Below are 13,078 nucleotides of genomic sequence, written 5' to 3'. Positions count from 1 at the left end.
GCAGTTCTTCTCCTGAATAATAATCCTGGGCGATTAGCCCAGCAGTGTGCGCAAATGCGCGGCAACGCTGTCCTGCGTTACAGTCGTCTGCTCACCAGAGCGCAAATCTTTCACCACCACATTGCGGTCAGTCACTTCAGACTCCCCCAGCACCAGCGCGACGCGAGCGCCCCACTTATCGGCACGGGCAAACTGTTTCTTAAAGTTTCCGCCGCCGTGGTTGGTCATCAGTTTGATGGCCGGCAGCTGGTCACGCAGTGCTTCAGCCAGACGCAGCGCGGCGGACTGAGTACCGGTGCCTGAAGCGACCAGGTATATATCGACAACAGGATCGGCTTTAAATTCCGGATTAACGGCCTGAACCAGTAAAACTAAACGCTCAAGCCCCATCGCGAAGCCGACGGAAGGCGTTGGACGCCCACCAAGCTGTTCGACTAAGCCATCGTAACGGCCGCCCGCACAAACGGTGCCCTGAGAGCCGAGGCTGCTGGTCACCCATTCGAAAACGGTACGATTATAGTAGTCAAGGCCGCGCACCAGGCGCTGGTTGACCGTGTAGGCAATTCCGGCGTCGTCCAGCAGGGCGCACAGACCAGAGAAATGCTCGCGAGATTCCTCGTCAAGATAGTCACCGAGGGCGGGTGCGTTATCGAGCAGCGCCTGCACGTCCGGATTTTTAGAATCCAGCACGCGCAGCGGGTTGGTGTACATGCGGCGCTTACAGTCTTCGTCGAGCTTATCTTTGAACTGCTCAAGATATGCCACCAGCGCTTCACGATAGTTAGCGCGGGCTTCCAGCGAGCCGATGGAGTTCAGCTCAAGGCGAACGTGTTCGGAAATGCCCAGCGCACGCCACCAGCGCGCGGTCAGCAGAATGAGCTCGGCGTCGATGTCCGGCCCCTGCAGGCCAAAGACTTCACAACCCAACTGATGGAACTGGCGATAGCGCCCTTTCTGCGGACGCTCGTGACGGAACATCGGGCCGATGTACCACAAACGCTGTTCCTGATTGTACAGCAGACCATGCTCAATGCCGGCGCGTACGCAGCCCGCAGTGCCTTCAGGACGCAGCGTCAGGCTGTCGCCGTTACGGTCCTCAAAGGTATACATCTCTTTTTCAACGACGTCGGTCACTTCGCCGATCGCGCGTTTAAATAACGGGGTCTGCTCTACAATCGGCAAACGGATTTCGCTGTAACCGTAGCTGCCGAGCACCTGCTTCAGCGTGCCTTCAATGCGCTGCCACAGAGCGGTTTCGCCCGGCAGGTAATCGTTCATGCCGCGGATGGCTTGAATGTTTTTTGCCACGTTTTTTCTCTTTATAGATACAAAAATGAACCCAGACGCTTAGGTAGCGCCGCGGGTTCAATCATACACGGGAAGCGGGCTGCTTCCCAAGTCGTTATTTTGCGTCCACTTCCTGAACGTCAATCCGACGCGCTTCATCCAGAATGCTGGCCTTGGCGCGAATGCGCGCTTCGAGCTGGCTAATCATGTCGTCGTTGTCGAGGCGGTCTTTACGCACGCCGTCTTCGTACAGGCCGCTTTTCTTGTTGCCACCGGTGACGCCGAGCGTGGAGACCAGCGCTTCGCCCGGACCGTTCACCACGCAGCCGATGATAGAAACATCCATTGGAGTGATGATATCTTCCAGGCGCTGCTCCAGCGCATTCACCGTACCGATCACGTCAAACTCCTGACGCGAGCAGGTCGGGCAGGCAATGAAGTTGATCCCGCGGGAACGAATACGCAGCGACTTGAGAATATCGAAGCCCACTTTGATCTCTTCCACAGGATCTGCCGCCAGCGAAATACGCAGCGTGTCGCCGATCCCTTCGGAAAGCAGCAGGCCGAGGCCGATCGCCGATTTAACCGATCCCGCACGAGCGCCGCCCGCTTCGGTGATCCCCAGATGCAGGGGTTGATCGATCTGCTTCGCCAGCAGGCGATAGGATTCAACGGCAAGGAACACGTCAGACGCTTTCACGCTGACCTTAAACTGATCGAAGTTCAGACGATCGAGATGATCGACATGACGCATAGCGGATTCGAGCAGCGCCTGTGGCGTTGGCTCACCGTACTTTTCCTGCAGATCTTTTTCCAGCGAGCCGGCGTTCACGCCGATGCGGATAGGGATGTTTTTGTCGCGGGCGCAGTCGACAACCATGCGAATACGCTCTTCGTTACCGATGTTGCCCGGATTGATGCGCAGACAGTCTACGCCATACTCGGCGACTTTCAGCGCGATGCGGTAATCGAAGTGGATGTCAGCCACCAGCGGCACGCTGACCTGCTGCTTGATGAGCTTAAAGGCTTCGGCAGCGTCCATGGTGGGTACCGATACGCGGACGATATCCGCGCCGACGCGCTCAAGAGCTTTGATCTGATTGACCGTGGCTTCCACATCGGTGGTGCGCGTATTGGTCATCGACTGAACGGCGATAGGAGCCCCATCGCCGATTGGCACGTTCCCAACGTAAATACGCGTGGATTTTCTACGTTGAATCGGAGCCTGGTTATGCATGAAAAATCTCCCGCGTTACGCGTCTGTTACTGAGCCTGGGCCGGTGATTGTTCGGCATTCAGGGTCAGACGCGCAACCTGGTTTGTTCTGATAAAACGGCTGAGGTCGACAGGTTTACCCTGGAACTGAATCTGGACAGCAGACGGAGCACCAATTTTCAGCTTGTACGGCGCCTGGCCTTCTAAATTGAGGGAGCCATCTTTACGCTGCAGTCCGCTGAACAGCTTTTTGCCGGTTGAATCAGTGACTTCCAGCCAGCAATCTGCGTTGAAGTTCATCACCAGCGCGTTCGGATTGGCCGAAGGGGTGACGCCTGCCTGATCGGTTGGCAGCGGGGCCGCAGGCGTTGCTGCTGCAGTGGCGTTATTGTCGACGTTTGCCTGAGAAGGCGAAACAACGGCATTGTTTTGTGCGTCTGGTGCGGTAGCCGGAGCCGTTTGCGCCGGGGCTGTCTGGGCCGGTGCGGCTGGCGCGTTCGCATCTGCCGCCGGAGCAGATGATGAATTATCCGCCGTTGCATCCGGAGACTGGCTCTGTGAGCTGCTTGTATCCAGCGGAACAGACTGACTGTTGCTGCTGTCGTTGGCATTCAGCTCGGCGCTGGACTGATCCGCCATCGTCGTGATCTCTTCCTGCTGCGCTTTGTGGTTCTGCCACCACCATGCGCCCGTCAGGCCAATCACCACAAACAGAACCAACCAGGTAAAACTCATCAGCCAGCCGTCACGCTTCTTACGACGTTTGCCCAAAGACATGTTCTGGCCCATTGTCACCTTCGCGGCGCGAACCGGCACTTCTTTGGCAAGAATAGGTAAAAGCTCTTCTTCAGGAATATGAACAAGGCGGGCGTAGGAACGGATATAGCCACGCAGGAACGTTGAAGCAAGATCGGCAGGCGCCTTATCGTCTTCAATATCACGAACCGTGGAAACCTTCAGGCATAAGCGTTCAGCGACGGCTTGCTGGCTGAGTCCGAGTTGTTCACGGGCATAACGCAGACGCGCTCCCGTGCTTTGTGCTGTTTGTGGATCTTGGGTGGCTTCAGTATTCATTCGCTACAGCTTGCTGGTACGTAAATTTAAGGTTCTGGTGGCGGTAGATACCGCACCGCGAAACATCCGATTGCCCATCAACAGACGAGCACTGTAAACACGCCCGGCTAACCTTTTTAGTCCCCAAGGCTAACCCGTTGTTGCCCCGCTACATACTGCCTCAATCCGGGCGGAAACGCACCGTAATTATTAACTGGATCAGTGCGTTTCGGTTATTCACTGTACATTTTAGACGCCACGCCGAAAAACGCGCGCGGCGTCTGGTCTGTCAGACAGCTTTCACCGCGATCGGTTCACCCTGCATGCGTTTACGCATCGTACGTTTTGTACGGTCGATAACGTCGCCCGCAAGCTGGCCGCAGGCGGCATCGATGTCGTCACCACGGGTTTTACGCACGATAGTGGTAAAACCATAGCCCATCAGCACTTTGGAGAAACGGTCAATACGGCTATTGGAGCTGCGACCATACGGTGCCCCAGGGAACGGGTTCCACGGGATCAGGTTTATCTTACATGGCGTGTCTTTCAGCAGCTCAGCCAGCTGATGCGCATGCTCGGTACCGTCGTTAATGTGGTCGAGCATCACATACTCAATGGTCACACGGCCCTGATTGGCGTTAGATTTTTCCAGATAGCGACGCACGGCGGCGAGGAACGTTTCGATATTGTACTTTTTGTTGATCGGCACAATTTCGTCACGGATTTCATCGTTTGGCGCATGCAGGGAGATGGCCAGCGCAACGTCAATCACGTCGCCAAGCTTGTCCAGCGCAGGCACAACGCCAGACGTGGAAAGGGTCACGCGGCGTTTGGACAGGCCGAAACCGAAATCGTCGAGCATAATTTCCATCGCCGGAACAACGTTGGTCAGGTTGAGCAGCGGCTCACCCATACCCATCATCACCACGTTGGTGATCGGGCGTACGCCGGTCTTTTTCTGCGCGCCGATGATTTTCGCCGCACGCCAGACCTGGCCAATAATTTCTGAAACGCGCAGGTTACGGTTAAAGCCCTGCTGCGCCGTAGAGCAGAATTTACACTCCAGCGCACAACCAACCTGGGAAGATACGCACAGCGTGGCGCGATCGTCTTCCGGGATATACACGGTTTCGACGCGCTGATCGCCCACGGCAATAGCCCACTTGATGGTGCCGTCCGAAGAACGCTGCTCTTCCACCACTTCCGGTGCGCGGATTTCAGCCACTTCTTTGAGCTTCGTGCGCAGGACTTTATTGATGTCCGTCATCTCATCAAAGTCATCGCAGCAATAGTGATACAGCCATTTCATCACCTGGTCTGCGCGGAACGGCTTTTCGCCCATGTCTTTAAAGAATTCGCGCATTTGCTGACGGTTCAGATCCAGCAGGTTAATTTTGCCATTTTTATTCGGAACGACAGGCGTGATGACTTCGGTGGTGTTAACTAATTCAGACATAATATTTTCCGGCCTCGTTATTACACGTTGTGGCCCCTGGAGGGTTGAAAAAAGAAACGCCCCGGCGAGCGGTCTGCTCTTCCGGGGGCGTTGCATTGTACAAATTCTGGCGCACGGATGCCACGTTTGCACGCGACATCAGCGAAATAAAGTGTAATGCCCGATTAACGGGTACGCGCGCAAACTTCGCCTTCTGCGAAGAAGTAAGCGATTTCACGCTTAGCGGACTCAACGGAGTCGGAGCCATGAGTGCCGTTTTCGGTGAAGCTGTCCGCGTAGTCAGCACGCAGAGTGCCAGCCAGTGCGTTCGCCGGGTTAGTTGCGCCCAGCAGATCGCGGTGACGCTGTACCGCATTTTCGCTTTCAAGCACGGAAACGACGATTGGGCCGGAGGTCATGAACTCAACCAGACCGTCGAAGAAAGGCTTGCCGTCGTGTTCCGCATAGAAGCCGCGAGCCTGCTCAACGGTCAGGTGCAGCATTTTGGTACCGACAATTTTGAACCCTGCTGCTTCAAAGCGCGCAAAGATGCTGCCAATAACGTTTTTTGCCACCGCGTTTGGCTTGATGATGGAAAAAGTACGTTCAATAGCCATGATAACCTCTGTTTTGTTCTGTTGTTGTGCATACGACTGTATGACCTGGCGCGCATTATAATGAGCAATAATGCCCCTGCATATGGATGAAGGTAACATTTTGTTAAAATAAGACGACTTTTAGCAACACGCATCGCTAAGCCACTGAAAATGCATTATTGTAGGGTAAAGCTTGCCGTCACAGCCTGTCCAGCCTCATCCATCACCACCAGCTGATATTCCCCTGCTTGCTCCAGCATAAGCGTGACATTCGGCCCACTATTGTCCGTTGGCTCACCGTTCACAAACCACCAGCGCCGCCCTTCTCCGCCCTGGGTTTGCAGGGCCAGTGAGGCTTGCTTTTCACCCGGTAAGCGCTTAATGATTGTTCCTTCCCGCACGCCGGTTAACGTCAGCGGGATCAGATCCTGCTGATGCATTGGCGGACAGGTTTTTGATGCCACCGGCAAGCGGGCTGCGCGGCGTTCCCCCGGCGGCAGCCAGGGTTCAAGCGGCAGCGGCCAGACATCCAGCGTTGTCTGGCTCGCCCCCGGACAATCTGCCGCCACGCGTTGCCCCTGCGCATCCAGCCACACAGGGAAGCGAATGCCCCGCAAACCATCCTGATCGGGCAACAGCAGCGTCGGCGGCTGGCTGTTGTCGAGCAGCCAGGTCGATAAGCGACGACGGCAGTTGCTGTCACCCACCGCCAGAGACTGACCGCCCGGCCAGCAAATCGAGCCAGCACTGACCGAAGCCGGGCGCGGATCGGCAGGCAATCCATTTTTAGCCTGGCTGACGCGAGAAAGCAGCATATTGCTGACCTGATTCAGCAGCGGAACGGCGCTGATAAAACCAAACTGCCCGACGACCGGGGTACCGTCCGGTCGTCCCGTCCAGATGCCAATGACGTAACGTGCATTAATGCCCACGGCCCAGGCATCACGATAGCCGTAGCTGGTGCCCGTTTTCCATGCCAGCGGCACCACCGCAGGCAGTGAGCCATCTGGCAACGGCTGATCTTCTCCGGCCAGAATCCGACGAATAATCCACGCCGAACCCGGAGAAAGTAGCGGTCGCTCAATCAGCGGATCGCTCGCCAGCAAACGCAGGCGTCCGGCCTGCCCGTGGCGTGCAAACGCGCTGTACGCGGCGGCAATATCCGCCAGGCGAGCGCCTGCCCCGCCGAGGATCAGCGATAAATTAGGCTCTGCACCTCTCGGGAGAATAAGCGGTAGCCCGGCGTTGCGCAGGCGGGCGGCAAACTGCTTCGGCCCGTAGGCTTCCAGCACCTGTACGGCGGGTAAATTAAGGGAGCGCACCAGCGCATCGCTCATGCTGACCGGGCCGTGGAAACCGCTATCGAAGTTTCCCGGCCGATAATCGCTGAAGCGACGTGGAACATCCTGTAACAGCGAAGCAGGATGGATCAGACCATCATCCATCGCCAGGCCATAGATAAACGGTTTCAGCACCGAGCCAGGCGATCGCACTGCGCTGACCATATCGACATGACCAAAGCGGCTGTCGTCGCTGATATCGGCCGAACCAACCCAGCCGCGTACCTTCATATTGGTGTGATCGACGACGATCATCGCCAAAGAGCTTCGTGGCGGAAGACGAGATTTCCAGTTCAGGGCCAGCTCTTCCAACTGCCGCTGCAGCGACGCATCAAGCGTGGTGACGACTTTTTCGCTGCGGCTGCTCGCCAGCACGCGGCGTGAGAACAGCGGAGCCAGCTGCGGCATCTGCCGTGGAAAAAGCCATACCGGCTCCTGACGGGCTTCCTTCACCACTTCTGCTGACCAGACCTTCTGCGTCAGCATTCGCGTAAGCACTTTGTCGCGCGCGGCCTGGGCTCGTTCGGGCCAGCGATCCGGGCGCAAACGGCTCGGAGCCTGAGGCAAAACGGCTAACAAAGCGGCTTCTGAATAACTGAGCTGCTGCGGCGGTTTGCCAAGATAGGCCCAGCTGGCTGCACCAATGCCCTGTAACGTGCCACCAAACGGCGCGCGGTTGAGATAGAGCGTCAGTATCTGCCGCTTATCGAGGTGCCATTCCAGCTGAATTGCCCGCCAGAGCTGGCGGATTTTACCGCCAAACGTACGGGGATGAGGATCCAGCAAACGTGCCACCTGCATAGTGAGCGTGCTGCCGCCGGAGATCACACGCCCGGCGCGAAGATCCTGCAAGGCGGCACGCATTACCGACAGCGGATTGACGCCGGGATGATCCCAGAACCAGCGATCTTCGTACTGAATCAGCGCCTGTAAATAGCGAGGGGAAACGTCTTCAATGGTGACGGGATAGCGCCAGATCCCTTCGGCATCAGCAAAACGCCACAGCGGGGTACCGTCTTCGGCAACCACGACGCGGGCAGGCGTGACTTCCTTAAGCGGCAGAGGCCAGAGGCGATCGGCGGCAAGTAGCGCCAGCCAGGCTAAAACAAGAAATCCCGCAAGCCAAAGCCCGCGGGATTTTTTCAGACGGGTCAATGTCATGTTATGGCGTGATAATCAGCGGTCCGTCGGTTGTGCCGGTGGCGCGCCATTGTGGAACGTACATAGATTCCACCTGCGACACCGGTACATCGTACGTACCCGGCGTCACCGCGCGCGCCAAATACACCAGCGTGACCGGCTGTCCTTCATTCACCGCCACCGCCGCGACAAAGCGATCGTCGCGGAATTCGATGTGCTGAATATCGGCCTGCTGCATCTGGTTGAGCAGGTTCTGCACCTCGCCACCGTTGTCCTGCAGGCTGGCGCTGCTGTTAGCCAGATTCTGGTTCTCCAGCTCCAGACCCGCAGGCAACAGATCGACCACCAGCGCATCCGGCACGTTTTGCGTTGCCTTGATTTGCAGATGCACAAGCACCAGATCGCCGCTGCGCAGGGAAGAGAGCGACTTCAGCTGCCCGTCCGTGCCCAGGAACTGACGCTCAATCTGCAACACGTTGCTGGAAGGCTGCGGCGCATATTCCGGGTATCCGCTGCTGTCCAGACGCAGCCACAGCGGCTGGGTGCCGGTATTTTTCACGCTTAACGCGCTCAGTTGGTCAGTCGTCAGGTTGCGTGACAGCGCTTTATCGCTACTCAGCGGTTCTGCCTGCAGCGAAGTTTGCGCCTGCCAGCTGCCCGGCAGATCCTGCAAGCCTTTCGCCGCGAGGAACAGCGCATTCATCTCCTGCGTCGAGAGCCAGCGCTCGCCAAATGCCTGTTGGGAAAGTTCGTTCAGCAGCGTGTTCTGCACGTCCGGCAGCAGTTTGTTTTCTTCGAGCAGGCTCAGCATCAGGGCGTTATCGCGAAGCGCGCTGCCGTAATCGGCCATCCAGCTGTTTTTATCCTGACGTGGCGTATTTTGCGCCAGCGCGATAGCTTCATCCCCGCGTGCCGCATCGCCCATTGCTTTCAGCGCCAGGCCCAGCTGCATCAGCGGCAGACCCGCTTTCGCCTGAGCGTGACGCTCCCAGATTTCGCGCAATGCCCCCAGAGGCGCTTTTTGCTGGCGAGCCAGCACCAGTGCGGTATAGGACTGCACGGCGAAACGACTTGCCTGGCTGTCATCCGTGTAGCGAATAGTCATCAGGCCCGGCTCCTGCAGGTAGCGCAGCAGGCGATTGTTGCCCCGAGTTAACGCATCGGCAGGCACGCTATAGCCCTGCTCGCTGGCGCGGGTCAGGAAGTCCATCACGTAGGCCGTGAGCCAGTACTCTTCCGCGCCTTCTTTATCCCAAAGCGCAAAGCCGCCGTCGTCACGCTGCATTTGCAGCAGGCGGGCAATACCCAGATCGACCGCTGCGCGGCGCTTATCATCGCTGTCGCCCGCAATGCCCAGCGTCTTCAGCTGCACTGCATTTGTGTAGAGCTGCGGGAACAGGCCGCTGGTTGTCTGCTCGAGGCAGCCGTACGGATAGGCCTTCAGTTCGCGGATATAGCGCGCCAGGTTTAGCGGCGGCTTGCCGCTGAACAGCAGCTGGCTTTGCAGCGTTTGCGGGATAAAGCCCTGAAGATGAGAAGCGGGTGCACTCCAGCTCTCGCCGGGTTGCAGAGCAATGCCCGAGTTAACGGTCTGCGCCGGGAAGGCCGGACGCACGCCAATCTTCCATGCTTTTTGCAGAGGGGCGAAGGTTTCCCCCGGCAGCGTCAGGCCGCTGACGGTCGCCTGAACCGCCCCCTCGCCGAAGCCATCCTGCGCGCTGACAGGAATAAATAAGGTCATGCGCGCACCGGGTTCAAGATTGATCGGCTGCGGCTGTGCGCCCTGGAGCTGCAGCAGGCCGCTGGCAGCAAACTGCACGTTCAAAGTCTGTGGTTTGTCGGTCAGGTTCGTCACGTCGAACGTCAGGCGACTGCTGTCACCGCTCGCGAGGAAGCGTGGGGTGTTGAGTTCCGCAATTACCGGCGCGGCAACGACCACTTTGCTGTCGCTGCTGCCGAAGTCGTCCGCGGTCCAGGCCTGAGCCATAACGCGCAGTTCACCATTGAAATCACCGATCGGTAGCGAGACGGTGCCTTCGCCGTTATCGTCAAGCGTGACCGGCTGGGCCTGCTGCGCCACAATCGTCACGTGATTAACCGGCGGTTTTCCGCCGCGCTTCAGCTCGTCACCGTCGCCACCGAAGCGAAGGTTTGCCAGACGCCCCTGCCCTTCGATCACCTGACCATAGATATCGTAGATATCTGCACCATAGCGTTTCTGGCCGAAGAAGGCGTTCCACGGATCCGGCGTGGCGTAATCGGTAATGTTCAGCACGCCGCTGTCGACGGCTGACACCAGTACGTTTACCTGTTTTGGTACCACACCGTCTTTCGCCGTAGCTTTAATTTTCACCTGTAGAGGCTGATTCGGCCGCATTTTCTGCGGCGTGTCCAGCGCCAGCGTCAGCCGACGGTTTTCATCACCAAGCGGTAAATGCAGCAGACCCACCGCACGTTTTGGCGTGGCAGATTTGGATTTATCACCGGGGCGAACTACCAGCGTGCTGAGATAGAGATCGTGACGATTCCATTTCTGTTCGACTGGAATCGAAAGATCCATGCCGTCGGCCGGAACGTCAATTTCCTGCCACCACAGCGGCCCTTCGCTGGATTCGACCATCGCATAGCCTTTGCCTGCGGCTGGTGCGGAGATGTGCAGTTTGATGGTGTCGCCGGGTTTGTAAGCCGGTTTGTCGAGCTTCATGGTCACACGATCCGGACGCGCTGCGCCCGTGCCGTCGCTATTGTCCTGCCAGCTGTAGCCCGCCCAGAAGCGCACGCTGCTGACGGTGTTATCCGGCGCTTTGACTTCCAGACGATAGGAGCCCCAGTCCACCGGGAAGCTCACTTTGCCGGTTTCATCCGCTTTCAGATCGAGCGATTGCTCGCCTTCTACCAGATCTTTTTGATCGAACTGCGACTGCCAGCCTTCGCTGTCTGACCAGTTCCAGTAATAGTCGCGGCGCTCGCGAATCAGGCGCACCTGCAAACCAGACACGGCTTTTTTCTCACCCTGGGCATTGGCATAAACGATATCAAACCCGGCATTACTGTTTTCATCCACCATCGGCTGATTGGTAGTGGTGTCCGTCCGGTAATCGTAAACGGCTTTGCTGGCAAATTCCGGGCGGATCCCCGGCAGCGTATCGGCAGGCCAGATGGCCTGCTCAGCCCGACGCGTCACCGGACGACCGCCCGACTCCAGCAGGCTTGCCTGCAAAATCACCTGTAGCGGCGAATGCGTTTCCTGCCACTGGGTGTCCGTGGAGACCTCTCCACGCCCCTGCGCATCGAGTTTAATCTGCACTTCATCCAGGGTGCGGGAAAGATTATCTTCGGCGATATCACCAAACTCAAAGCCAGGCAGGGCAGCCACCGCATCGCGGAGCGGGCGCAGGAACAGCTTGCCCTGTAGCACATTGCCGTTCGCCGGTGCACCGTACAGATAGTATCCCGTTACGCCAAAGCTGACGTTTTCATCGGCGGCAATTGGCGCTTTTTGCGGCGTCAGGTTCAGCGCCATACGCTCTGGCATAAAGTCTTCAACGTGGAAATCCCACTCGCGCTTCTGGTTATCACCTGCGCTGGCGCGGATATGCCACATGCCGGTGGCGGCGCCAGCATCCAGCGCCCAGCTGAACTGATACAGGCCATTCACCGCTTTGCTCATCACCGTACGAACGACCTGCCCATCCGGCTGAACCACTTCGAGCTTAACGGGCTGATCCGGCAGCGGCTTGCCGTCGCTGTCGCGCAGCAGGCCGTTCACTATCACCGTTTCACCCGGACGATAGAGATCGCGTGGGCCAAACATAAAGAACTGCTTGCTATAGCCCGGCGCGCCAGCGATGTCGAATTCAGCTAAATCCAGCGCCGGAAGCTTAAGGTCCAGCAGCGTGGTTTGCCCGTCTTTACGCGCCAGCAGCAGAGCGGCCTCTTTATCCGTCTGCAATGTGACATGCCCCTGCGCATCGCTGTTCGCCTGGGCGAGCGTCTGGCCTTTATCATTCAGCAACTGCACATCAATGCCGCTTTGCGCAGCGCCATTTTCCAGGCTCTGGGTAAAGACATCGAGACGATTGTGGTAGCGGTGTGCCGACACCCCGATGTCGCTCAGGGTGAACAAGGTGGCTGCGTTGCTGTAGGTGTAATGCCCGGCCTGATTCATCACCGCCACGTACACGCCCGCCTGCTGTAGCGGTTTGATATCGCTTAACGGCAGGAGCAGTTTTTCACGCGTATTGCGCTCCGGATTGAGGTCAAAGCGCCCGGTGTAGACCAGATCCGCCATTTTCAGCAGCTCGTCGGATTCCCAGTTGCTCAGCGAACTGCGGTACTCCCACTGGCTGACAAACGAGGCCAACGACTCAGGCTTAATGCGGAAGAAGTTCACGTCGACGTTGCTCACGTTCAGCGCCATCACCGGCAGACCGGCGACCACTTTCCCCGGCAGCAGAGAACCGCGGCTGGCGAAGCCGACGCTTGGCGCGATGTCTCGGGTATCTATTTTCTGTTCGTAGGTTTTATCGAAGGTGGCTTTGTTGACCGCCATCAAATCCGGATCGATGGTCAGAATCAGATTGCGCTTCGGCTCCAGATGACGCATCCGCAGCTCTTTCAGATTGGGTGCCAGCTCCCAGGCCCCGTCCACTTTGCCGCTTTTCTTGTCGACAAGATGCACGTGGCTGGAGAAGTCCTGGGCCGGGTTTAGCGGTACGGAGAAAGTCAACACCAGCGTGGCGGCACCGTCGAGCTGCACTTCCGAAGCGTCAATCAGGGTCAGAGGCTTGCCCTTGCTTTGCGCAGCCAGCTTATCAAGCGTGGCCTCATCAGGGGCAACAGGCGCGGGTTTGGCCTGCGTGCTGTCAGCGGAAGCGGCGGGCTTTACGGTTTGCGCTTTATCATTATTATCGCAGCCCGCCAGCGAAAGTGCGGTCATCAGCGCCAGCGTCAGCGCAGCAATTCGATACGGTTTCATCCATTAACCCCTGGCCCAAAAGCCTCAAATTTTC

7 protein-coding genes are annotated in these 13,078 nt (G+C 57.8%); all 7 read right to left on the bottom strand.

All coding sequences use genetic code 11. The features are described 5' to 3' along the window. Positions 1 to 33: 33 nt before the first annotated feature. The 7 genes from hisS to RTU33_RS02355 all read right to left on the bottom strand — a co-directional run bounded on the left by hisS (position 34) and on the right by RTU33_RS02355 (position 13,044). The gene (hisS, locus tag RTU33_RS02385; protein ID WP_312625032.1) at positions 34 to 1,308 is read right to left on the bottom strand and encodes a histidine--tRNA ligase; all 1,275 of its coding nucleotides are present in this window, start codon (positions 1,306 to 1,308) and stop codon (positions 34 to 36) included. 94 nt (positions 1,309 to 1,402) lie between these two features. Then, positions 1,403 to 2,524, bottom strand: a complete 1,122-nt coding sequence (gene ispG, locus RTU33_RS02380) for a flavodoxin-dependent (E)-4-hydroxy-3-methylbut-2-enyl-diphosphate synthase (RefSeq protein WP_312625030.1) — start codon at positions 2,522 to 2,524, stop codon at positions 1,403 to 1,405. A gap of 26 nt (positions 2,525 to 2,550) precedes the next feature. After that, complete coding sequence (rodZ, locus tag RTU33_RS02375) at positions 2,551 to 3,576, bottom strand: cytoskeleton protein RodZ (RefSeq protein WP_312625029.1); 1,026 nt, start codon at positions 3,574 to 3,576, stop codon at positions 2,551 to 2,553. 268 nt (positions 3,577 to 3,844) lie between these two features. Continuing rightward, positions 3,845 to 5,011 (bottom strand): bifunctional tRNA (adenosine(37)-C2)-methyltransferase TrmG/ribosomal RNA large subunit methyltransferase RlmN, encoded by a 1,167-nt coding sequence (locus RTU33_RS02370; RefSeq protein ID WP_312625028.1) that lies wholly within the window; start codon positions 5,009 to 5,011, stop codon positions 3,845 to 3,847. A gap of 164 nt (positions 5,012 to 5,175) precedes the next feature. After that, positions 5,176 to 5,607 (bottom strand): nucleoside-diphosphate kinase, encoded by a 432-nt coding sequence (ndk, locus tag RTU33_RS02365; RefSeq protein ID WP_312625027.1) that lies wholly within the window; start codon positions 5,605 to 5,607, stop codon positions 5,176 to 5,178. Between the two features lie 155 nt (positions 5,608 to 5,762). Further along, positions 5,763 to 8,087 carry a peptidoglycan glycosyltransferase PbpC gene (gene pbpC / locus RTU33_RS02360; protein ID WP_312625026.1) on the bottom strand — a complete coding sequence of 775 codons (2,325 nt, stop codon included), beginning with the start codon at positions 8,085 to 8,087 and terminating at the stop codon, positions 5,763 to 5,765. A gap of 1 nt (position 8,088) precedes the next feature. Continuing rightward, a complete protein-coding gene (locus tag RTU33_RS02355) occupies positions 8,089 to 13,044 on the bottom strand; it encodes an alpha-2-macroglobulin (RefSeq protein ID WP_312625025.1) in 4,956 nt (1,651 codons plus the stop codon). Positions 13,045 to 13,078 lie beyond the last annotated feature (34 nt).

Origin of the sequence: Scandinavium sp. (genome assembly GCF_032012665.1) — a bacterium.
Classification (GTDB): Bacteria; Pseudomonadota; Gammaproteobacteria; order Enterobacterales; family Enterobacteriaceae; genus Scandinavium.
Note: the sequence above shows the minus strand (reverse complement) of the source record. Positions and strands in the feature narration are given on the sequence as shown.